Source organism: Rothia sp. P100 (assembly GCF_023712425.1).
Classification (GTDB): Bacteria; Actinomycetota; Actinomycetes; order Actinomycetales; family Micrococcaceae; genus Rothia; species Rothia endophytica.
The window spans coordinates 357,266-380,419 of the sequence record NZ_JAMAYG010000001.1; the positions used below are offsets into that span (position 1 = coordinate 357,266).

A 23,154-nucleotide genomic window follows, 5' to 3' on the forward strand; every position below is an offset into this window, starting at 1 on the left:
CTTTGGCTCTACCCCATCATTCCATCACAAGGGACTGACACTTTAAGCATTGTGCACTAAAGCGCAAAAAATATTTTTTATCATCTGCTGCCAAAGGCTACTATCGAGGTATGACTTCATGGACAGACCTGCCCCGCGCCACTTTCGACCTCGAAACCACCGGCGTTGATCCCGCTACAGCTCGCATTGTCACGGCATCCCTAGTCTTGGTGGACGCCGACGGGCAGGTACTGCGCGCCGGTGAATGGTTGGCTGATCCCGGTATTGAAATCCCTGCCCAAGCAGCCGCAGTGCACGGCATCACCACCGAGTACGCTCGTGAGCATGGTCAGCCTGCAGCCAAGGTTGCCTACGAGGTAGCGATGGCGCTGGGAGGTCTCTTCGCGGACGGGGTGCCCGTGATTGCTTTCAACGCTGCCTACGATTTCTCTGTCATGCACCACGAGCTGGCCCGCTACGGTTACCCGCCGCTCACCTGCCACCCCGTGCTTGATCCTCTTGTTATTAACAAGCACGTGCACAAGTTCAAAAAGGGCAAACGCACCCTAGAAGTTCTTGCCGGCGAATATGGCGTAGAACTTGAAAACGCTCACACTTCGAAGGACGACGCTCTGGCAGCCGAGCGCCTGCTGACCGCCATGAGCCTGGAATACGACGAGATTGAGCAACCTGCTGCTGACCTGCACAAAGCCCAAATTACCTGGGCTGCTGAGCAGGCCAAAGAGCTACAGGAATACTTTGACCGCATTGGCAAACAGGCTGACATTAATGGTGAATGGCCGGTGCGTACGGGCGAGTAGGATTAAAGCCGCATACCTTTCTTAGACCTGTGAGGGCACCATGAACGACACCATCAGCGCCGCCTACAGGGGTTCAAACCCCAGCGAGCACCGCCTGCTGATGGACCAATCAGCAGTAGTGATGAAACTTGGCCTGTTGCTCATACAGTCTGGGGCCTCTGCCTACAGGGTTAAGTCCTCCATGTCACGCCTTGCAAGAGCAGTGGGGCTGGATGAGCACCACGCCCAGATTAGCTTTACCGAGATCTCTACGACCTCTTATTCGGGGAACAACTTTCGCACCGAGGTTGCCGAGACTCGTATCAAAGGTATTAACGCCTTCAAAATTGATGTGCTGGGCGACTTTGTTTCCTCCCTACCCGAGCACATCAGCCCGGTACAGGCCAGCGCTACCCTGGATCGCATCGGCGCTGAAAAGCCCCTCTACCCTCCCTGGCTCCTAGCCCTAGCAGCTGCTTTTGCCTGCGCAGGCTTTGCCTTCCTCAACAGGGGCGGCATCATCGAGTGCACTGTAGTATTGCTCGCTGCCTTCACTGGCCAGCTACTACGCTCCACGCTCGCGCACAAGGGGATGAACCATGCAGCAATCTGGTTACTTTGCGGCCTATTGTCAGCGGGCCTTTATGTTGGTGCTATGAGCGTTCTTATTGCCCCTGGGCTCATTGGCGATAACCACCTGGTGGGCTTTATATCGTCGGTGCTCTACCTGGTGCCCGGCTTTCCTCTGGTGACCGGGCTCTTAGATCTTTTCCGCATGGACTTTGCCGCCGGTATCAACCGGCTGACCTACGTTATGCTGCTGTTGGTGTCCGCCTCCTGCGCTGTCTGGCTGGTGTCCACGGCCTTTGACTTGCCCTTAGAGCAGGCAGCGGCACCTCATCTTGCTACCTGGTTACTGGTACTAGCGCAGGTGGTGGCGTCCTTCATAGCAGCTTTCGGCTTCGCCATGCTTTTCTCTGCCTCCCCTCTTGCCTGCTTCTGGGCCGGGGTGATTGCCGCCGGTGTGAACCCGGCTCGTATCTGGTGGATGGAGACGGGGTGGGTACCCCATCTGGCGGTTGCAACCGCTGTTTTTGCTGCCGGGGTGCTGTCTGAGATTCTTGCCCCCGCTTTTGGACGCCGCGTCTCCCGCGTCTCTCTCTCGGTGCCGGCGGTTGTGACCATGGTCCCGGGTGTCAGTTTCTATATGTCCATGGCACATTTTTCCAACGGGAACATCGCTGCGGCGCTGGAGAGCTTTGTACAGGTGCTCTTCATCTTTATGGCGCTAGGTATGGGGCTGGCTTTCTCACGTCTACTCATGGACCCCGATTGGCGTTACGACCGCGACACCCAGGACGTCGCCAGCCTGCCGACCGGCCACACCCGTTAGGCTCCCAACTCCCTAAGGACTGTTGGAGACCAAACAAAACCCCGGGGTCTTTCGATGTGCCCCGGCAGCATCAGACCGATAAATTGCATCAAATGGACCCACGTTTTTCTAAAACCGTGTAATCTTCCACTCACTATCTTACAGAGATAGTGATGATAAAAAACAGCCGCACCTACTTCCTGCCAACGATTGAGCTGATCAAGAAGCAAGTGCGTCTACTGTGATGTGAAGTTAAAAGGCGCTAAGCCTCTCCCTTTTAGGCGGTAGCTGCAGCTGCTGCCTGCGCGGCGTCCGGCAGGGCCGAGAAGATGAGGTCCATAGCGGCGTCATCGTGGGAAGCCGAGAGGAACCACGCTTCAAAAGCACTGGGCGGCAGGTAGACACCGGAGTTCAGCATGGAGTGGAAGAAGGCGTTGTAGCGGAAGGTCTGCGACGCCTTAATATCAGCGTAGTTATGTACCCCCGCCTGGCTAGTTCCGAAAGCAACCGAGAAGAGGTTGCCAGCAGTCTGGATGGAATGATCCACGCCCGCTGCATCAAAGGCGCTCTTCAGCTCGGCCTGCAACTGGGCTGAACGCTGGTCGATAGCTCGATAGACACTGGCGTCCGCTGCCTTGAGGGTTGCCAGACCAGCTGCCATAGCGATGGGGTTACCCGATAGGGTGCCCGCCTGGTAGACGGGGCCGGTGGGTGCCAGGTACTCCATGACCTGACGCTTGCCGCCCAGAGCAGCCATCGGCATACCGCCGCCAATGACCTTGCCGAAGGTGAAGAGGTCGGGGACCCAGCTGTCATCCTCTGGGGCAGCGAAGCCCCAGTAACCGGCAGATGAAACACGGAAACCGGTCAGCACCTCATCAAAGATAAAAAGGGCTCCGTTCTCCTTGGTGACCTGGCTCAGGAATTTATTGAACCCGGGAGCAGGAGGAACCACACCCATGTTGCAGGGAGCAGCCTCGGTGATGATAGCTGCAATCTCACCGGGGTGGGCTGCGAAAGCCGCGCGTACAGCGTCCTCATCGTTGTAGGGCAGGACGATGGTCTCGGCCGCCGTAGCTGCGGTGACCCCCGCAGAACCGGGCAGGGAGAGAGTGGCAACACCCGAGCCAGCCTCAGAGAGCAGGGCATCCACGTGGCCATGGTAGCAGCCTGCGAACTTAATGACCTTGTCGCGGCCGGTGTAACCGCGTGCTAGGCGAATGGCGGTCATGGTTGCCTCGGTACCGGTAGAGACCATACGGATCTGGTCGATGGCTCCAGGAATAGCGGCATTGATACGGTCCACTACCAGTTCAGCCAGTTCGGTTTCAGCAACAGTGGAGGCGCCAAAGGAGAGCCCGTGTTCAACGGCAGCGTGTACAGCCTCAATCACGCCGGGGTGCTTGTGGCCCAGGAGTGCCGGGCCCCAGGAGCAGACCAGGTCAACGTAGCTGCGACCGTCTGCATCGGTTAGGTAGGGGCCTTGGGCTTCCACCATGAAGGCGGGGGTGCCGCCCACAGAGTTGAAGGCACGTACCGGGGAGTTAACGCCGCCAGGAATAACCTTGGCGGAGCGGGCGAAGAGATCTTCTGAAACAGTCATGGTAGGGAACCTTTCAGTGGTACAGCAGGTGATATACCTGCCCAGAGGTCAAGAGAAAATGAGAGGTTAGCGCTGGTTGAGCCAGCCGGCAGCTTCGGTGGCGTAGTAAGTCAAAATCATGGTTGCACCGGCGCGGTGGATGCCGGTCAGCGCTTCAAGGGCAACTGCCTTACGGTTAATCCAGCCCTGAGCTGCAGCTGCCTCGATCATGGCGTACTCGCCACTGACGTGGTAAGCGGCAACCGGAACAGGTGAAAAATCGGTAATCTCGCGGATAATATCCAGGTAGGCAGTGGCAGGTTTGACCATGACCATATCTGCGCCCTCTTCAATATCAAGAGCAGCCTCATAGAGAGATTCACGGCGATTGGCGGGGTCCTGCTGATAGGTTTTACGGTCACCGGTGAAGGTTGACCCCACGGCATCGCGGAACGGGCCAAAGAAAGCTGAAGCGTACTTGGCAGAGTAGGCAAGGATAGAAACATGGCTGTACCCGGCATCATCCAGTGCCGCCCGCATGGCAGCGATCTGGCCATCCATCATGCCCGAGGGGCTGACGGTGTGAGCACCGGCTTTTGCCTGGGAGATAGCCATCTTGCAATATGTTTCCACCGCGGCGTCATTATCGACAGAGACCACACCGAAATCATCGGTTGATAGCGGGCCACAGTGGCCGTGGTCGGTGAACTCATCCAGGCAGGTATCAGCAATGATGACGATCTGCTCACCAAATTCCTGGCGGATGGTAGCAATGGCGCGGTTGAGAATCCCGTCCTCTGCCCAGGCCACTGAGCCGGCGGCGTCCTTGTCTTCGTCCTTGGGCACACCGAAAAGGTCAATAGCAGCAACGCCGGCGTCAATGGCTTTTTGAACCTCCGGCAGAACAGAATCTAGGGTGTGCTGGTACTGGCCGGGCATGGAAGCAATTTCTACGGGCGAGTCGATGCCGTCGCGCACAAAGAGCACCTGAATCAGGTTGGCAGGTGCCAGGCGGGTCTCAGCGGTCAGCGCTCGCATGGGGCCGCTGGTGCGTAGGCGGCGGGGGCGCACGGGCACGTCAAGAGTCGGTTTTGAGAACATTGGTGGTCCTTTAGGTCATTCTGAGGAGTGGAGAAGGTCAGCTACCGCGGCGGCCAGGTCAGCCGGGGCCGGGGTGGTTGCTGCAGAAATTTTTGCGGGCCGGACGCTGGTAGGCATCTCCCGGGCAGCAGCTCCGGTAGCTGCCCCAATAGTGACAGTGGGTGGCAGCTGCCCCGAATAGCCTTCAGCCAAGGTAGAAAGAATCAGCGGTGAGGTAGCTACCAGGACATCAGCCGAGGCCAAAGCGTCCCGGGCGGCATCCAGGTCAAGAGCCGCAGCGTCCTCTTCTGTGCGCTCCACCAGGGGCTGGTGCGCCGGGTAGGTCTGCATGTCATAGACGCCCAGGGTTAGGGCGGTGTAGCCATAGTCGGTGAGACCTGCTTCTAGGGTGGGTGAGGCGGTTAGCCCCTGCACCAGCAACACGGTTACTTCGGTAGGGTCTTCCCATTCTTCGTCCAGGGGCCACTCGGCCACCATGCCCGCCGCAGACTGCTCTACTGGCACAAAATCGACCAGTACACCCAAGGCTTCTAACGCCTTGCCGGTGGCGGTGCCCACGGCGGCGACCTGAGCAGCGCCCAGCAATTCAACGGTGCTCTGCCCCAACTCTTTAGCCAGAGCGTCAAAAGCAAGAACCCCGTTGACTGAAGTGAAGGTGACCCAGCTGTATTCACCACGAATCAGCGAGAAGGCGGTGGCGTCCCAGTCTTCGGGGGTTACCGCGACCGCTTCAAGCACCGGAGCGCAAGCGACAGTAGTGCCGGGCAATATTTCCTGAAGTTCTTTAACGAAGCTTCCGGCCTTGCGGGGAAAGCGGGTGAAAAGAAGGTGCGTCATAGTCTTTACTCTACCTAGTTCCCAAAAGCAGTTTCGAGCCCGGCCAGGCTGGCTGCTCCTTGCTCCAAAAGCTGCTCAGCGGCGCGGACGCCCAACGCAGCCGCCGCTTCAAGGGTGAGCTGGTCGGTGGTGAGACTCTGACGCAGGGTCTCTGAACCGTTGGTAGCTGCCACACAGATATCAAGGGTGAGCTGGTCATCCTTGATATAGGCGTAGGCACCAATGGGGGCGGCACAACCTGCTTCAAGACGGCGCAGTAGAGCGCGTTCAGCGGTGACCGCCAGGCGGGTTGGTAGGTGATCCACTGCTGTGACGGCCGCACCCAGAGGTGTAGGCTCACCGCCCAGTTCACCTTCACGAACTTCAAGGGCCAGCGAGCCCTGACCCGGGGCAGGAACTACCCGATCAGTAGGCAGGTACTCGGTGATGGTTTCTTCTAGACTCAGGCGCTTAAGCCCCGAAGCTGCCAGGATAACCGCATCGCAGTCGCCCGTAATCGCACCCAGTTTCTTCTCACCGTGCAGGCCGGCACCACCAACCCCGTAGGCTTCGTTACCGGTCACACGTGCCAGGCGGGTGCCCACATTACCGCGAATATCAACGATGGTTAGATCAGGGCGCAGGGCCAAGAGCTGGGCGGCACGGCGCGGTGAACCGGTGCCCACGCGGGCACCGAGCGGCAGGGTGTCGAGAGTCAGACCGTCACGGGCACAGAGGGCATCACGAGGGTCTTCACGCTCAGGGGTAGCTCCAATAACCAATCCCGGACAGGGCGCACTGGGTAGGTCCTTGAGGGAGTGGACTGCTAGATCCACGACTCCTTCCAATAGGCGGGTACGCAAGGTGGCAGCGAAGACTCCGGTGCCTCCCATCTGCGACAGCGGCCCGGTGAGTACATCGCCTTCGGTTTTAACGGTGACCATACCCAACTCAAAACCGCCGGCTTCTGCCACGGAATCTGCCGCCATTTTGCTCTGCGTCATCGCCAGAGCTGAGCCGCGGGTGCCAACAGTGTAAGGTGCTTTCGCTACCATGTACCTTCGTCCTTAGGTTTAAGCGTCAGTGCGCCCGGCAAGGGGGGCCGGGGCGCTGTGCTGCCGTTTTAGCGGGTTCCGCCGGTGGTGTCACCGGTGTAATCAGCGATGCGTGACTTATCTGAGCCGGGGCGCAGAGACTTGCAGCAGTCCGGGTTACAGGCGTCAAACCAGCCCTTGCCGCCGCACACTCCCCCACGATTGGCTTCAAGTTCAGCCGGGTCGGTAGAAGAAGCTGTTTCAGCCACGCGCTCGGCAATGAGCTGACGCAGAGACTCCACGTACTCAGGGTGCACACCGGGGGTGGGTGTTCTGGTTGCCACAAAGCCCAGGCGGTCACAGGTATCCAGAGCCTCGGTGTCCAAATCCCACTTAACTTCCATGTGATCTGAAACGAAGCCCAGGGGCACCAGAACCACACCGTCAACAGCTCCCTCGATAGCTTCAAGAGCGTCATTCACATCGGGTTCTAGCCAGGGCATGCTGGGTGGACCAGAGCGTGACTGGTAAACCAGCTCCCATTCCACGTCATCGAGCAGAGCGGGGTCTACAGCCTCTACACGGGTGAGGACGGCACGGGCTGCCTGCAGGTGCTTCTCAACGTAGGCGCTGCCACCTTCGTAGTCCACACCGCGCGGGCCAGCTTCATTCGCTGCGCTGGTGGGCACCGAGTGGGTGCAGAACATGATGCGGATCTTGCCGTTACCCGCGGCCTTCTGCTCGGCTTCTGAGAGACGAGTACGTACGTCCTTCAGACCAAGAACCAGACCATCAGCAAAGGACTGGATAAAGCCAGGGGAATCGAAAAACTGACGCACCTTTCCGATGTTCAGTTTGCCTTCCAGACCCAGCTTCTCAAGAGCCATGCCGTAGTCCTCGCGGTACTGGCGGCAGGAGGAATAACCGGGGTAGGCGCTGGTAGCTAGCACCAGAATATTGCGCTTGCCCTCGTCGTAAGCATTTTGCACCACGTCACTGACGTAGGGTTCCCAGTTGCGGTTAGCCCAGGTGATAGGAATATTGGGGCCCTTTTCAGCCAGAGCTTCTTGCAGGGCAGCCAGCAGGGCACGGTTTTGGGCGTTGATAGGTGACACTCCACCGTTGGCACGGTAATGGGTGGCAACCTCTTCCAGACGCTCGTCAGGGATGCCGCGACCGGCCGTGACATTGCGCAGGAAGGGAATTACATCCTCCTGGCCTTCGGGCCCGCCGAAGGAGGAGAGGATGACCAGGTCATAGTCCTGGGGTGCTTCAGAGCGCGGGCGGGTCAGGTTTTCTTCACCGTGGAAATCAGCGATGGTGGCCTCATCGAGGCGGTCTGGTCCGTTGGAGGCGGTGTTGTTGGGGTCCGTGACATTGGGGCGGACGTCGTTAGGTATAGCAGTCATTAGGCAAGTACCTCAGCGACCTCGGCGGCAGGGATGCGGCGGCCTGTGTAAAAGGGAATCTCTTCACGGATGTAATGGCGGGCTTCGGTGTTACGGAAGGAGCGCATAATATCTACGATTAGCACCAGCTCGGGAGCTTCCAAAGCGATGAGCCATTCGTAGTCGTTGAGACCAAAGGTAGCGATGGTGTTGGGCAGAACTTCAGTGAAGTCAATACCCTTGAAACCGTGATTCTTCATGATCTCGCGGCGCTTTTCGGGGTTCATGGTGTACCAGTCAAAGCTGCGCACAAAGGGATAAACGCAAATCCAGGCTTCGGGTTCAATACCCTTAGCAAAAGTGGGAGTGTGGTTAGCAACGAACTCAGCGTCGCGGTGCAGACCCATAGTAGACCAGACAATTTTGGTACCGCTGAAGGCTTCGGTACGGCGCAGGGTACGGATGGCTGCCTGCAGGTCCTCGGGCACAGCACCGTGCACCCAGACCATCACGTCGGCATCGTTGCGCATCGCTGAGACATCGTAGAATCCGCGAACGGTGACATCAGAAGCTTCGAGGTCTGCTACTGCTTTTTCGAGTTCAGCGGTTGCCTCTGCGCCCCTTGCGTTAGGGCTGGCAACGCCCTCGCGGGCGAAGATGGTGTAGAGAGCATAGTGGAACTGGGTATCGCCTTCGGCAACTTCGCCGGGGCGCTGGCCCTGAATCTTGCCGTTGGCGTCCTTGGCGGTGGGGCGGGCTGCAGCTGCGTGGCTGTAGCCGCCTGCACGATGGTCAGAACCGTGGGATGAGGTGGGGTGTGACATGGGTTTTCTTCCTTCACCGTGGGGTTATGGTGTGATGAATCCTAGGGTTGATCTAGAGGTTTGAATTACGTTGCATAAAACGCTGGATGTGCGGGGCGGTGTCCGTGACGATAGCGACCAGGCCGGTGCCTGCCACCCAGGCTCCAACAGCGGTGGCTCCATCCAGCTCTTCAAGGGCCGAACGGAAAGCTGCGACGCCCTGACGGTGCCCGGGCCCCGTAGAGGGTAGCGCCGTACGCCAGCGCACCACATCAGCGGCAACCAACGATGACTTGCTCAGGGGTACGCCCAGCAGACGCCCTGCGTCATGCAGGCCCAGAGTGACTAACTGGTCATCATGCAGGGCGAGGTCGGAGAGCGGTGAGTTTTCCTGGCCAGCACGGCCGTAGGACAATCGGATGACGTGGCGCCCCTCCCCTGCCCTGTCGGCAACCCAGCTCCACTTGGCAGTGGCGTGGGTCAGCGCCTTGGCACGGACGCCGGTGGCCTGCTCGCTCACCAGAAGGCCGGTACCGCGGGGGTTGGCGTCCAGGGCTGGAGCGTCCAGCACAAGGGAGACCAGGGCAACTTCTGGGCCCGGTTTCACAGCAGGCAGGGCGCTAGCTGGCAGGTAGGGACCCAGCAGGCGCACAGCGGTTTGGGCGTCTGTGGCGACGACCAGAAGGTCAGCAGAAATAATGGCTGCCCGCTCACCACTGTAAGGCTGGCGCTGGATAGCGGTCCATCGGCCATCCGAGGGATCGCGGTCAACGGCAATAGTGTCGAACCCGCTGACTAGCCTCACTCTAAGATTGAGCAATTCATCGACCAGCGCTTCCGACAGGCGGTTCATGCCGCCCTCAACGCCAGCGACCTGCGAGCCAGCCGGTGAAGCAGCCCGCTGAGCGGAGGATGCAGCAGCCAGAGAGCCGTGCTGGGCCAGACCGTCCAATAGGCGCGGAGCAATGGTGGCAATTTCGAGTTTGTCAGGGTGGGTTGAAAAGACACCCGATACGACGGGGGTAACCAGCTGATTGAGCACCTGCTGGCCCATGCGCACACGGACGAGTTCGCCCAGGGTTTTTGCCGTAGAACCAGCCGAGCGAGGTAGCACCTTATCTAGGGTGGCTCGGCGGTAGCCTCTAAGCCCCAAAATCTGTTTGAGAGCTGGGTCATCAAAGCTTCCGGGGATACCCAGCACACCGGTGGATGGTGAGGGGAAGGCGCCTTCAGGCAGGTAGAGCCAGGATCCCAAGGGGTTGGGCTGCACGATTTGGTCTTCAAGCCCCAGTTCACCCAGTAGGTTGGTGACCACCGGGGTGCGGGTGGCAAAGGACTCTGCACCGGAGTCCAGCACCAGCCCAGCGAGCTGATGCGAACCTACCGCACCGCCCAGAGGCTCCTCGCGTTCAACCAGGGTGACTCTTTTACCCGCACGCGCTAGCTCACGCGCAGCAAGAAGACCTGAAATACCGCCACCGATAACGAGTGCGGTCTCCGCCTGTGAAGCTCCGGTTGCCATAGGCTTTCTACCTAGCCTTTACGAGTTTGGGTATGGATGTAGTCCACCAGTGCGGTGAGCACGGTGGGGTCAGTGGTCGGTGGTACGCCGTGGCCCAGGTTGACGACATGGGCCGGTGCGGATCGTCCTTGCTCCAGTACCGCGTCGGTGTGGGCGGCAAGCGCCTCCCAGCCCGAGGCAAGCAGCGCTGGATCAATGTTGCCCTGCAGTACGATGCCCCCGCCCAGACGCTCCTGGGCTACGGATAGGGGCAGACGGTAGTCCACGCCAATCACATCAGCACCAGCTTCTAGCAGGGCGGGCAGTAGTTCAGCGGTACCGGTACCAAAGTGGATGCGGGGCACACCGTAATGCTCAACAGCTGAGAGGACGGCGGCAGAATGGGGTTGCACGAAGCGGCGGTAGTCAGCCTCGCCCAGGGAGCCTGCCCAGGAGTCGAAGAGCTGCACCGCTGATGCGCCAGCTTCAATCTGAGCTGCCAGGAACTGGGCACTGGTGCGTGCTGCCCAGGCTGCCAGGGCGTCCCAGGCTTCCGGGTCTGCGTGCATCATGGTGCGGGGGCGCAAATGGTCGCGGGAAGGGCCACCTTCCACCATGTAGGCGGCTACGGTGAAGGGTGCGCCAGCAAAACCGATGAGCGGGGTGGATCCTAGCTCTTTGACGGTCAGGGCAACAGCTTCGCGGATGGGGTCTAGGGCTGAGTCCTCAAGTTCCGGCAGGTTCTTGATCTCTTCCATGGTGCGTACGGGGGCGTCCAGCACCGGGCCGCGGCCGGGAACGATATCAACGTTGACCCCAGCAAGCTTCATGGGGATGACGATGTCAGAGAAGAAAATACCCGCGTCCACCTTGTGTCGACGAACGGGCTGCACCGTAATTTCGGCAGCTAGTGCGGGTGTGAGGCAGGCATCCAGCATGGGGATTCCTTCACGAACCTCGCGGTATTCCGGCAGAGAGCGACCAGCCTGACGCATGAACCAGACCGGGGCATGGTCAGCCGGGCGCCCGGTGAGAGTGCGAATCATGGTGGATTCGCCGGTATTCGCAGTTTTGAGGGGGTGGTTGGCAGGAAGGTGCGCAAGCTGCTCATCGGTGAGCAGGGCACGCTGCCTGAGGGGAGGGCTCTGGTTCATACTCATACACACTATTGTGCCAATTAAAATAAAAAATTTTAGAGACAGGGTGTCGCTGAAGTAAACCTCGAGATGTATGACCCGGCTACCACCAGAAAAAATGTACCTTTAAGGTCAGATCCGCTACGCTGCGAAATGCAGCCTTGCCAAGCCCCAGTGCCCACGCTTGGCACCTACCAGCGTCACCTTAGTGACACCCTGTCAACGATTTCAAACAATTTTTTGTTTATTATTAAGAACGTTGTGACTATTTTTAGCCTCGTTGCATCGCACCGCACTGTAGACCTCACCACCATCGCTCATCTCAGCGAGGGTGTTCAAGACCTGCCCTCCCACCTTGTCAGCAAAGGCATTCAAGGCGAGGTTATTTTGTCTACCTGCAACCGTCTAGAAATTTACGTTGAATTAGCTAGCAAGCCGGGGGCGACCCAGCAAAACATTCATAACGATGTAGCTCTCACTTCAGAAAAGATTTTCGAAATGGTTTCAGCACGCTCTGGTCTTAGCTATGACATTGTTGAGAGCAGCTTTGATGTTTTCATTAATTCGGATGCCGCCCATCACCTTTTCACGGTTGCTTCTGGGCTGGAATCTGCGGTTGTGGGTGAGCGGGAAATTACCGGCCAGGTGCGTCGTGCTCTTTCTTTGGCGCAAGAAAAGGGGCGGGCAACCGGCAACCTGGTTCGGCTTTTTGATCACGGGGCTGCTACAGCACGTAAAGTTGGTCAGCGCACCATGCTGGGTTCTCGTGGCCGGTCGATTGTTTCTGTCGCTCTAGATATTTCTGATGACATTACCGAGAAGACCTGGGCTACTCGCACCGCGCTGGTTTTTGGCACGGGCGCCTATGCCGGTGCGACTATTGCCGCACTGCATGAGCGTGGATGTACCGATATTTGGGTTTATTCTCGCAGTGACCGCGCAGCTTCTTTTGCGGACAAGAGAGGCGCTCAAGCGGTGTCCCACGGTAGCCTCTATTCCTCTATGGAAAAGGCCGACATTATCATTGGTTGCTCTGGCGCTTCCTCCCCCATGCTGCCCATCGAAATCCCCGAAGGTAAGCGCGTCATCCTTGATCTAGCACTGTCTAGGGACTTCGCCCCCGAGGTGGCCGATTTACCCAACGTCGAACTCATTACCCTGGAGTCGGTACGCCTAGCCGCACCGGAAGAAACCGTGGAGTCAGTGCATACTGCCCGCACAATTGTGGACGAAGAAGCTGCTGAATTCAGGGTCAAAGAGAAGGCACGCAATGTGGACGCTGCTATTGTTGCTCTCAGGCAGCACACCATGAGCGTTCTCGATGCAGAACTAGCTAAAGTTCATCATCAATACGGGTGCACGGCGGCCACCGAAGAACTCGAATTTGCCATGCGCCGTATGGTTAAATCACTTTTGCACACCCCCACCGTGCGAGCTAGGGAACTAGCCCGTGACGGCAGGATTGATGACTACGTATCCGCCCTCGAGGCGCTGTATGGCATCGAAGTGCAGGAACAAATCCAAGATCCGGCCCTTTCGCAAGATGACGCTTCATAGCCTGGAGCCGCACGCAGGGGTTAGATTCATGGCTTCACTAGCAAGACCCCATCCCTACATCTAAGGTTTATCTCCAGATGAGCTCTCACCTTGTAGTAGCACCCAATGCACCAGAAGGCTCCAACGATGCGTTTGTTGTGTCCCGCCTACCTAAGGATTTGCGGAGGCAGCAGCTCATCAATAACGCAGTACGGATTTTTGCTGCCCAAGGCTACCACTACACCACTATGGATCACATTGCTAACGCCTCAAATGTGAGCAAACCGGTACTGTACCAGCATTTTACGGGTAAACGTAATCTCTACCTGGCGGCGCTTGATGAAGAAATCAAGAATATGTTGGAGCTCGTCATCGCGCCTCTGCATCAATCGGAGGTCAATAGGGAGCGCGTTGAGGGGGTTATCAGCGCTTTCTTTACGTATGCCCGCACTAACGTTGCCGGCTACCGCCTGATTTTTGCATCAGATATCCACAACGACTTTGCGGTGCTTGAACGCATCGAAAATTTGCATACCCTCATTGCAGAACATATCGCCGGGATCCTAGCGCCCAATGCTGGCCTATCCTTTAAGGAAGCAATGCTGACTGCCCGCATGCTGTCCGGTATGGTGCTTTCCTCAACACAGGTCGTGATTGGCAATGGCAGCTCTGATGAAGCACTTGCAGCAGCCGAAAGGGCTACCTTCCGCCTTGCCTGGGGTGGCATTTCAATCATCGACGAGGACTGGGAATAAACAAGTCTAAAGCCGGGTTTCGCCTGTTACGAACATAGGACGCCGAGGAGCCTGAGAACTAGTGCGCTCACGTACACTGGGGTAAAGCTTGGCACGGTTTCATCGTGCCCTACCGTATTGAGGGAGTTTCTCGTGGAAATCAAAATTGGCGTGCTGAATGTGCCCACCCAGGTTGTTGTCGACTCGGATGAAACCGCTGCTGACATCAAGGCTAAAGTGGCAGACGCCTTGGCTCAGGGCAGCATTCTTGAACTGACTGACCCCAAGGGTGCAACCACCCTGGTACCAGCAGCTCAAATTGGCTTCGTTGAAATCGGCGCTGAGTCCAAGCGTCGCATCGGCTTCGGCATCGGCGTGGGCGAATAACTCTCCCACGCTTCAGGGCAGGTGGGTGAGTCGCAGGTGACTCACCCACCTGCCCTGTCTTTATGCCTTTTTGCCGGTAGAATGAAAAAGTTATTTGGTTGCCCGGTCGTGAACCTCACCTATCAACACCTGAACAAAGTTCTCCCGCACCGTTTGTGCGGTCGATTGAACGAGACTAACCTGCGATCGGCTTCCCCATTGCCGCACCTCGCTGCGGCACCATCTAAGGAAAACGATTCTTGACAGAAAATTTTGAAACGGTCACCACCGACAGCCGCACTTTTGCCGATTACGGCGTTCGCCAGGACATCAGCGATGCTTTGGCAGAAAAGGGTATCACCACTCCTTTCCCAATTCAGGCTCTGACCCTTCCCGTTGCTCTTTCGGGGCATGACATCATCGGCCAAGCTAAGACCGGCACCGGTAAGACTCTCGGCTTTGGTCTACCTGCGATTCAGTCCGTCGTCGGTCGTGAGGACGAAGCGTGGGCGTCTTTGAAGACCCCAGGAGCACCCCAGGCGCTCATTATCGTCCCTACCCGTGAACTTGCGATTCAGGTGGGCAACGACCTCTCCGTCGCAGCGACTAAGCGCAACGCCCGCGTCGCTACCCTCTACGGTGGCCGTCCTTACGAAAGCCAGGTTAAAGAACTTGAAGCAGGTGTTGAGGTCATCGTTGGCACCCCGGGGCGTCTCATTGACCTGCAACGCCAGCACTTTTTGAACCTTTCTCAGGTCAAAATTGTGGTGCTCGATGAGGCCGACGAAATGCTAGACCTGGGCTTCTTGCCCGATGTTGAAAAGCTGCTTTCCCTGATCCCCGAAAAGCGCCAGACCATGCTCTTCTCGGCTACCATGCCCGGTGCCGTGCTGACCATGGCGCGCCGCTACATGAGCCGTCCCATGCACATTCGTGCTGAAAGTGGCGAGGACGAAACCGCCACCAAGGCTTCTATCCGCCAGGTTATTTACCGTGCCCATCCCATGGACAAGGACGAGCTGGTCGGCCGCATCCTGCGTGCCGAAGGCCGAGGGCGCACCATCATCTTCACCAAGACCAAGCGCAGCGCCGCCCGCCTTTCAGAGGAACTCATGGGCCGCGGGTTCGCAGCTGGCGCTATCCACGGCGACCTCAACCAGGGCGCTCGCGAACAGGCGCTGCGCGCCTTCCGTAACGGCAAGGTTGATATTCTGGTCGCCACCGATGTGGCAGCGCGCGGCATCGACGTTGAGGACGTTACCCACGTCATCAATTTCCAGTGCCCTGAAGACGAAAAAACCTACCTGCACCGTGTAGGCCGCACCGGCCGTGCGGGCAACACCGGTACCGCTGTCACCCTGGTGGACTGGGAAGATGTACCCCGCTGGAAGCTCATCAATGCTGCCCTAGAGCTGGGCGTTGATGACCCGGTAGAAACCTATTCTTCTTCCCCCCACCTCTTCGCTGACCTGGGCATCGAGAAGGGCACCAAGGGCAAGCTTCCCAAGAGTGAGCAGACTGCTGCCGGTCTGGATGCTGAAGAGGCAGAGAATTACGGGGAGGGCCACGAACACCGTAGCCCTCGCGGAGGTAATGAGCGGCGCCGTTCCAATAGCCGCGAAGGCAACCGTAATCGCGGTGAGGGCCGTGGCCGTCGCTCCGGTGCTCGCGATGGCTCACGTGAACGCTCATCGGAAGGTGTCGAGCGCACCGTGGATAAGCCCCAGGGTGAGCGTCGCCGCCGCACCCGTCAGGGCGATGGTAGCGCTGAGCGTACCCCGAGGGAAAAGTCAGTGGAGAAGAGTGGGGAGGGCACCCGCCGTCGTCGCCGCCGCACTCCCCGCGCAGAAAACTAAATTAATTTAATCTAAATGGCTATGGCTGGGTTGGTCAGAAAGAAATTTTCTTTCTGACCAACCCAGCCATATTTCTTAGGTAGGAGGGTTTACCCACCGGGTAAACAAGTGCCCCCCGGTAATGATTAAGGGGTCGGGCTAGCGGGTTTCGCGTGCCTGGCCCTCGGCATAGCCGGCCGCGGACTGGATGCCTACGGTGGCACGCTCAGCGAATTCTGCGATGCTTGAGGCGCCGGCGTAGGTGAAGGAGGATCGGACGCCGGAGATGATGGAATCGATTTGGTCTTCAACCCCGCCCTTGCCCTGGGGAAGGTAGATGCGGGCTGATGAGATTCCTTCTTCGAACATTTCACGGCGGGCTTTTTCAAAGGCTTCGGTTTGGGCGTTGCGGTTGGTGACGGCGCGACGGGATGCCATGCCGAAAGATTCCTTGTAGAGACGGCCGTCGGCGTCCTGCAGAACGTCACCGGGTGACTCGTAGGTGCCGGCGAACCAGGAGCCAATCATAACGTTGGAGGCACCTGCTGCTAGGGCTAGGGCCACGTCGCGGGGGTCTTGGACGCCGCCGTCTGCCCAGATATGGATGCCCAGTTTTTTGGCCTCGGCTGCACATTCAAGCACGGCTGAGAATTGGGGGCGCCCTACGCCGGTCTGCATGCGGGTGGTGCACATGGCGCCGGGGCCAACGCCGACCTTTATGATGTCAGCGCCTGCTTCAGCAAGGTCACGAACGCCAGCAGCGGTGACGACGTTGCCGGCGACGACGGGCACCTGCGGGTTGAGAGCCTTCACCTTTTTGAGGGCTTCAATCATGCTTTCCTGGTGGCCGTGGGCGGTGTCTACCACCAGCACGTCGGCACCGGCGTCCAGGAGCGTGCGGGCACGGCCGGCTACATCGCCGTTAATGCCGATAGCGACCCCGATGCGCAGGCGGCCCTGGTCATCGGTGGCGGGGGTGTAGAGGCTGGCGCGCAGTGCTGCTGCGCGGGTGAGAACACCTACCAGGTTGCCCTGCGCGTCCACAACGGGTGCTACCTTACGGGAGTGCTGGTGCAGAATCTCGAAGGCTTCCTGGGGGCTGACGGTGTCGGGAAGGGTCAGCAGCTCGGTGGACATGACGTTTTCCACCTGGTCGAAGTTATCGCAGCCGCGCAGGTCTTTTGCGGTGACAACACCCATGGGTTGCTCTCCGTCCATGACGAAGGCAGCTCCGTGGGCGCGTTTGGGCAAAAGGTGGCGCACATAGCCAGCAGTGTGGTGGGGTTTGACCGTGATGGGAGTTTCAAAGAGCAGGTGGGCGTTCTTCACCCGAGCGATGGTCTCAGCCACAATGTCGGCGGGAACATCCTGAGGGATGATGGCGATTCCACCGCGGCGGGCAACAGTTTCTGCCATGCGTCGGCCTGAAACGGCGGTCATGTTGGCAACGACCAGAGGGATGGTAGTGCCGGTGCCGTCAGCGGTTGCAAGGTCAACACCCATACGTGAGCCTACAGACGAGTGAGAGGGCACCATAAAAACGTCGTTGTAGGTCAGATCGGTGGAGGGAGTCATATCGTTCAGGAACTTCATGTAACCCAGCTTACGGGGAGAAACAGGAGCGCGCACATTCCTCTTTCTTCTACTTAGCTCATAGCCAAATACTGATTTCACGGCGGGCTGGATGAAGCAGATGGAGGTGATGGGGTCGCTCCAAAGTCAGGAATTTTTGCCAAGAGCGCTCGAAGGCGCAGACGGTTCTATAGGCTTAGACATAAGCCCTCCTCCGACTGAAAGGCACTTCACTGTGAGCACCCTCGAGAACCTCCTGGTCCCCGCTGCTGATGATCCTAACTGGTGGCGTCAAGCCACCGTCTACCAAATTTACCCCCGCTCATTTGCCGATGCCGACGGTAACTCTATCGGTGATCTAAAGGGCATCACCAGCCGGGTTCCCTACCTCAAGAAGTTGGGTGTAGACGCTGTTTGGCTGTCGCCCTTCTACCCCTCCAAGCTGGCAGATGGTGGCTACGATGTGGACGATTTCCGCAACGTTGACCCCAAAATCGGCAGCCTGGAGGATTTTGATGAGATGTCTGGGGTTCTGCACGAGGCCGGTATCAAGCTCATTGTGGATGTGGTGCCAAACCACAGCTCAGACCAGCATGTCTGGTTCAAAGCAGCTCTAGCCGCAGGCCCCGGTTCACCCGAGCGTGACCGTTACATCTTCTGTGATGGCTCGGGCGAACAGGGTGAGCTACCGCCCTCAGATTGGGAATCAATTTTTGGTGGTCCAGCCTGGGAACAGGTCGGGGACGGCCAATGGTATCTGCATATCTTTGCCAAGGAACAGCCCGACCTGAACTGGCGCAACCCCGAGGTACACCAGGACTTCCTGGACACCTTCCGCTTCTGGGCAGATCGGGGTGTTGATGGTTTCCGCATTGACGTCGCCCACGGCCTCGCTAAGGGTGACATGTGGGGCGAGTTGCCCAGCGAAGCAGAACTGCAGAAACTGCCTAAGGACGGAACTCACCCTATCTGGGATCGCGACGAGGTCCACGAGATTTACCGCGAATGGCGAACCGTTTTCAACGAGTACACCCCGCCACGCACTGCCGTTGCTGAGGCTTGGGTAGAGCGAGACCGCCGCCACGCTTACGCCAGCCCCGAGGGTTTGGGGCAGGCTTTTAACTTTGATTTGCTCACCGCTCACTTTGATGCTGACGAGTTCAAAAAGATCGTGACCGAGAACCTGGAACTGTCTGCTGAGTCCGGCTCATCCAGCACCTGGGTGCTCTCAAACCACGACGTGGTGCGGCACCCCAGCCGCTACGGCCTACCTTTTGTCGAAGGGAAGACCAACGAGAAGGTGGGCCACGAGTGGCTACTCGCCGGTGGCCCCGAAAGTCAGCTGGATCGTGCCCTAGGTTTGGCCCGTGCGCGTGCAGCCACCCTCTTCGAACTCGCTTTGCCGGGCTCAGCCTACCTCTATCAGGGTGAAGAACTCGGTTTGCACGAGGTTGCCGACATCCCCGATAGCCAGCGTCAGGACCCCACCTTCTTCAACTCCCCCGGGGTCAATGTTGGCCGCGACGGCTGCCGGGTGCCCCTGCCCTGGAAGAGCCACGGAAGCTCCTACGGCTTCGGCCCCGGCACTGCACACCTACCCCAGCCCACCTGGTTTGCTGACGTTGCAGTGAGCCTGCAGGATGCCGACCCCAGCTCAACACTCAACCTCTACCGGGCAGCGCTGGCAGCCCGCCGCAAGCTCCAGGGGGCTGAAGAACTAGAGTGGCTGGAGACAGACTCTGAGCAGGTACTCGCCTTCCGCCGCCCCTCCGGCTGGGTTAACGTCACTAACTTCGGCGACCAGACCATTGAGCTTCCGGCAGGTCAGCTGGTTCTAGCCTCAGCGGAGTTAGTAGACGGCCAGCTACCCGGCCCAGCGACCGCTTGGCTCCAGCAGTAAACAGAGAATAAGCGTCCTGTCTAGGGACAGCTCAGCGGCAGAAGGTAAGAATCTAACGCGCCTGCTCGCGGATCCGGGCAACGGTTTCGCCGTCAGTCGTGTTCTCACCCAGACGGTTAGGTTTGCCTGCGCCGTGGTAGTCGGATGAGCCGGTGACCAGCAGGTCGTGTTCTTTAGCTAGCTGTAGTAGCCAGGCGCGGTCTTCAGGACCGTTGTCCCGGTGGTAAATCTCTAGCCCAGCAAGACCGGCGTCTATCATGGCAAAGATCAGCTCTTCAGACGCTACCCACCCTCGGGCTACCGCCCGGGGGTGAGCCATGACAGGAACTCCCCCGGCGGCTCGCACTAAGCTAACCGCCTGTACAGGGTCCACCGCGTAGTGAGGCACATAGTATTTGGAGCGGGCCGTCAAAATGGTTTCAAAGGCCTCGGACCGGTTAGCTACCACTCCGGCAGCTACCAGTGCATCTGCAATGTGCGGGCGTCCCACGGTAGCCCCTTCATGGGTATGATCTTGAACCGCCTCCCAGGTGAGCGGATAGTCCTCTGCCAGAAGTTGCACCATGCGCTGGGCTCTTCCCACCCTCGACTCCCTGGCCCTAGAAATTTCAGCCAGCAGAGCGGTGTCCAGAGGATCATGCATATACGACAGGAGGTGGACGCTGACTCCCTGGCCGGAACACGAGACCTCCATACCGGGCAAAAAATCCAACCCAAAGTGTTCTGCCAGCTGCCCAGCGCGCTGCCACCCGGCGGTGGTGTCGTGGTCGGTGAGGGCGAAACCGGTCAGCCCGGTGGTAGCGATTTCACCGACTAACTCATCCAAGCTCTGGGTGCCGTCAGAAATCTGTGAGTGGGTGTGGAGGTCGTACATACCCTCTACTGTACCGAGCACCCAAGCGGGTGCGAAACCATAGGTTAGAGTGGAGATATGACCACTTCTGAACATACAGCAGGCTCTGAACAGCCCATCGAAGAGCGCGTAAATAACCGCTCAGCAGCACCTTCTTCCAAAGCCTTTATTGATTTCATGGCAGTCAATTGGGCACCGGCAGACACCGAGCTACCCGCGCGCTCCACCGTCGCGGACTTTACCGCTCAACGCCGTGCCGCTATCTCAGCGATGTTCCCCGGCGAACGACTGGTTCTCCCAGCTGGCCCGCTGAAGGTACGTTCCAATGACACCGACTACCGGTTCCGCCCCCACTCAGCTTTCGCTCACCAGACCGGGTTAGGCTTGGATCACGAACCGGATGCCGTGCTGGTCTTTGAGCCGGTTGAAGAAGGCACCGGTGATAACGGGTCTAACCATGAAGCGACCCTCTACTTCCGCCCTCTGGCGGGCCGGGACACCGAGCAGTTCTATAAGAACCCGCGTTACGGTGAGTTCTGGGTAGGCGCCCGCCCCACCCTTGAGGCTTTGTCGGCCGAGTACGGTATTGCCACCGCTGACCTGTCCGAACTTGAAGTTGCGATCACCAAGAACGCCGGTAACCAGGCGCTGGGCGGCATTCGCATCCGCCTAGTCCGGGATGTTGACCTCAACGTGGATGCCCTGGTCGATACCTCCCGCTACAACACCGCCGTCGATTTAGAAGAATCTGACAAGCTGGACGCTGCGCTTACCGAGGCGCTCTCAGAGGCACGTCTGGTCAAGGACAGCATTGAGATAGAAAACCTACGCCGCTCGGTAGCGAACACCATTGACGGTTTCGCAGAGGTCATCAAAGCTCTACCTGCTGCCCGCGACCACCACCGCGGCGAGCGCATCATCGAAACCGCTTTCTTTGCCAAGGCCCGCGCTGAAGGCAACGACTTAGGCTACGACACCATTGCCGCCTGCGGTAACAACGCCACTGTTTTGCACTGGATCCGTAACAACGGCACCGTCGAAGACGGCAAACTCATGCTGGTGGACGCCGGTGTTGAAGATGACACCCTCTACACTGCAGATATCACCCGTACCTTCCCCGTCAACGGTAAGTTCACCGAGGTTCAGGCTAAGGCGTACAGCATTGTCTTGGAAGCATCAGAGGCCGCTTTTAAAGCAGCTGTTCCTGGTGCCCGTTTCAAGGATATTCACGCCGCAACTATGCAGGTGCTGGCGAGCCGTCTTGAGGAGTGGGGTTTGCTGCCCGTCACGGCTGAAGTTTCCCTGTCAGAAGAAGGCGGGCACCACCGCCGCTGGATGCCCCACGGCACCAGCCACCACCTGGGCCTAGATGTGCATGACTGCGCCCAGGCAAAGCGTGAGCTCTACATGGACGGTGTACTAGAACCCGGCATGGTATTCACCATTGAACCCGGTCTTTACTTCAAGGAAGAGGATCTAGGGATCCCAGCGGAGCTACGCGGCATCGGCATCCGTATTGAGGATGACGTGCTCGTCACCGAAACCGGCAACGAGAACCTTTCAGCCGCCCTGCCCCGCACGGTAGAGGGCATTGAGGATTGGATGGCTCAGCTCAGCAGCTAGCCCCAGCCTAGAACCAAGAAGCCCCTCACGAGTTACTACTCGTGAGGGGCTTTGTGTTGGGAGTGCACGCGCTAACGGGCACAGGGGCGGCATTTACCAGCAGATTGACGGCGGCATCCTAGCTTTCTGGGCTGCCATCGTCCTTTTTCGGTGCAGGAGCGGGTGCCTGGCGAATGGTTTTCTCAAACTCTGCCTCATCCTCCACGCGGATTCCGTAGCGTGACTCGCTCTGCTGGGCACGTACCTGCTCCACCCGTTCATTGGTGGTGGCGGGAGCGGGCTGCTCACGAATCTGTTGCTCAAACTGCTGAGGGTTGTCGATACGCAGACCGAACTTACCGGCGGCTCTTGACCCGTCCTTGTTGGTTTCAGCCGGTGGGGTGAAAACCGGAGTGGGCGCTTCGACCTGTCCGTGAGCAGGCTGAGGTGCTGCTAGTGAGCCCGCGGGCACGGAAGTGGCGTGAGGGTGCTGGGCTGGTGCTACCGGCTGCCCAGGAGCTTGGTCGTGAGGTGCCTGCTGATGGGGCATCTGCTGGTGGTGATGCTGGGCGGGCTGGTGAGGCTGGCCCTGCAGAGGAACGCGCAGCAGATGACGCGCGGCGGCAGCTGTAGCGGGGATAGCCATGAGGTCTAGGCGAGTCGGCAGCATCTGGGTGCGGGTGCGAATCCCCTTTCCCTTAGCTCGGGAAGCAACCAGGATGGACCAGATGATGCAGAAGGCAATCGCCAGTGGAACGATGCTCAGAATGTTGGCGAGCATGGAGGTTTGGGTAAGAATCGAGTTGAAAACACCTACCATGATGCCTAGCATGATGCCCTGTAGTGCACCGTTCAGGGCGGCTCGGGGGTAGGTTGCCTGGCCGGTGACGTAGTCCACCTGCTTGACGTCATGACCCACGATGAAGAGGCTGTGCACGGGGAACTTTTGGCTTGCCAGAAATTCGACCGCCTTGTTAAGTTCTTTGCGGTCAGAAAAAGTTGCCACAAGTTCACCGGGCGGGATGTTCGAGCCGTCTGCCATGGTGAGGGCCGGGGGTGCTTTCAGTTGGTCCATTCCCCCATTTTCTCTTACTCTGCTGACAGCTTGCTGGATGGGCGGTGCTTTATCGCCCCTGGTGAACGCAGAGGTGCTCCTGGGCGGGACGAGAGCACTGGCGTCCTTGCTGCCTCGGAAAGAGGAAAGGACGGCTGTCACAGCGGGTGCGGCGTAGCGGGGCGTTGTA

At 58.8% G+C, this 23,154-nt stretch carries 19 protein-coding genes; 8 read left to right on the forward strand and 11 right to left on the reverse strand.

What is annotated here, in order from left to right; genetic code table 11:
• Positions 1-110 precede the first annotated feature (110 nt).
• Positions 111-800: a 3'-5' exonuclease gene (locus M3668_RS01655; protein ID WP_251379091.1), complete on the forward strand. Its 690-nt coding sequence runs from the start codon at positions 111-113 to the stop codon at positions 798-800.
• 40 nt (positions 801-840) lie between these two features.
• On the forward strand, positions 841-2,172 hold the full coding sequence (locus M3668_RS01660; RefSeq protein ID WP_251379093.1) for a threonine/serine exporter family protein: 1,332 nt from the start codon (positions 841-843) through the stop codon (positions 2,170-2,172).
• 256 nt (positions 2,173-2,428) lie between these two features.
• Here M3668_RS01660 and hemL read toward each other — a convergent pair whose 3' ends face one another.
• The 8 genes from hemL to hemE all read right to left on the reverse strand — a co-directional run bounded on the left by hemL (position 2,429) and on the right by hemE (position 11,530).
• Positions 2,429-3,754 carry a glutamate-1-semialdehyde 2,1-aminomutase gene (gene hemL / locus M3668_RS01665; protein WP_251379094.1) on the reverse strand — a complete coding sequence of 442 codons (1,326 nt, stop codon included), beginning with the start codon at positions 3,752-3,754 and terminating at the stop codon, positions 2,429-2,431.
• 66 nt (positions 3,755-3,820) lie between these two features.
• Complete coding sequence (gene hemB / locus M3668_RS01670; RefSeq protein ID WP_251379095.1) at positions 3,821-4,834, reverse strand: porphobilinogen synthase; 1,014 nt, start codon at positions 4,832-4,834, stop codon at positions 3,821-3,823.
• A 15-nt stretch (positions 4,835-4,849) separates the two neighbouring features.
• On the reverse strand, positions 4,850-5,671 hold the full coding sequence (locus M3668_RS01675; RefSeq protein WP_251379097.1) for a uroporphyrinogen-III synthase: 822 nt from the start codon (positions 5,669-5,671) through the stop codon (positions 4,850-4,852).
• 14 nt (positions 5,672-5,685) lie between these two features.
• Positions 5,686-6,705 carry a hydroxymethylbilane synthase gene (hemC, locus tag M3668_RS01680; RefSeq protein ID WP_251379099.1) on the reverse strand — a complete coding sequence of 340 codons (1,020 nt, stop codon included), beginning with the start codon at positions 6,703-6,705 and terminating at the stop codon, positions 5,686-5,688.
• Between the two features lie 68 nt (positions 6,706-6,773).
• Positions 6,774-8,093 carry a ferrochelatase gene (locus M3668_RS01685; protein ID WP_251379100.1) on the reverse strand — a complete coding sequence of 440 codons (1,320 nt, stop codon included), beginning with the start codon at positions 8,091-8,093 and terminating at the stop codon, positions 6,774-6,776.
• Positions 8,093-8,896, reverse strand: a complete 804-nt coding sequence (gene hemQ / locus M3668_RS01690; protein ID WP_251379101.1) for a hydrogen peroxide-dependent heme synthase — start codon at positions 8,894-8,896, stop codon at positions 8,093-8,095. The genes M3668_RS01685 and hemQ overlap by 1 nt, the downstream gene beginning before the upstream one ends.
• A gap of 52 nt (positions 8,897-8,948) precedes the next feature.
• Complete coding sequence (gene hemG / locus M3668_RS01695) at positions 8,949-10,397, reverse strand: protoporphyrinogen oxidase (RefSeq protein WP_251379102.1); 1,449 nt, start codon at positions 10,395-10,397, stop codon at positions 8,949-8,951.
• A gap of 11 nt (positions 10,398-10,408) precedes the next feature.
• A complete protein-coding gene (hemE, locus tag M3668_RS01700) occupies positions 10,409-11,530 on the reverse strand; it encodes a uroporphyrinogen decarboxylase (protein WP_251379680.1) in 1,122 nt (373 codons plus the stop codon).
• Between the two features lie 243 nt (positions 11,531-11,773).
• Between hemE and M3668_RS01705 the strand changes: the two genes are divergently transcribed.
• From M3668_RS01705 to M3668_RS01720, 4 genes are all read left to right on the forward strand, one after another.
• On the forward strand, positions 11,774-13,069 hold the full coding sequence (locus M3668_RS01705; RefSeq protein WP_251379103.1) for a glutamyl-tRNA reductase: 1,296 nt from the start codon (positions 11,774-11,776) through the stop codon (positions 13,067-13,069).
• Positions 13,070-13,146: 77 nt separating this feature from the next.
• A complete protein-coding gene (locus M3668_RS01710; RefSeq protein WP_251379106.1) occupies positions 13,147-13,803 on the forward strand; it encodes a TetR/AcrR family transcriptional regulator in 657 nt (218 codons plus the stop codon).
• Positions 13,804-13,935: 132 nt separating this feature from the next.
• Complete coding sequence (locus M3668_RS01715) at positions 13,936-14,169, forward strand: DUF3107 domain-containing protein (RefSeq protein ID WP_251379107.1); 234 nt, start codon at positions 13,936-13,938, stop codon at positions 14,167-14,169.
• A 239-nt stretch (positions 14,170-14,408) separates the two neighbouring features.
• On the forward strand, positions 14,409-16,004 hold the full coding sequence (locus tag M3668_RS01720) for a DEAD/DEAH box helicase (protein ID WP_251379108.1): 1,596 nt from the start codon (positions 14,409-14,411) through the stop codon (positions 16,002-16,004).
• A gap of 138 nt (positions 16,005-16,142) precedes the next feature.
• On the opposite strand, the gene M3668_RS01725 is transcribed toward M3668_RS01720, so the two are convergent.
• Positions 16,143-17,576 carry a GuaB1 family IMP dehydrogenase-related protein gene (locus M3668_RS01725; RefSeq protein WP_251379681.1) on the reverse strand — a complete coding sequence of 478 codons (1,434 nt, stop codon included), beginning with the start codon at positions 17,574-17,576 and terminating at the stop codon, positions 16,143-16,145.
• A 109-nt stretch (positions 17,577-17,685) separates the two neighbouring features.
• Here M3668_RS01725 and M3668_RS01730 point away from each other — a divergent pair, with 109 nt between their 5' ends.
• Positions 17,686-19,455 (forward strand): glycoside hydrolase family 13 protein, encoded by a 1,770-nt coding sequence (locus M3668_RS01730; protein WP_502948943.1) that lies wholly within the window; start codon positions 17,686-17,688, stop codon positions 19,453-19,455.
• A gap of 52 nt (positions 19,456-19,507) precedes the next feature.
• On the opposite strand, the gene M3668_RS01735 is transcribed toward M3668_RS01730, so the two are convergent.
• Positions 19,508-20,329: a PHP domain-containing protein gene (locus tag M3668_RS01735; protein ID WP_251379110.1), complete on the reverse strand. Its 822-nt coding sequence runs from the start codon at positions 20,327-20,329 to the stop codon at positions 19,508-19,510.
• 57 nt (positions 20,330-20,386) lie between these two features.
• On the opposite strand from M3668_RS01735, the gene M3668_RS01740 reads away from it, so the two are divergent.
• Positions 20,387-21,931: an aminopeptidase P family protein gene (locus M3668_RS01740; protein WP_251379111.1), complete on the forward strand. Its 1,545-nt coding sequence runs from the start codon at positions 20,387-20,389 to the stop codon at positions 21,929-21,931.
• Positions 21,932-22,049: 118 nt separating this feature from the next.
• Here M3668_RS01740 and M3668_RS01745 read toward each other — a convergent pair whose 3' ends face one another.
• Positions 22,050-22,985, reverse strand: coding sequence for a YflT domain-containing protein (locus M3668_RS01745; RefSeq protein WP_251379112.1), 936 nt, complete (start codon positions 22,983-22,985; stop codon positions 22,050-22,052).
• Positions 22,986-23,154 lie beyond the last annotated feature (169 nt).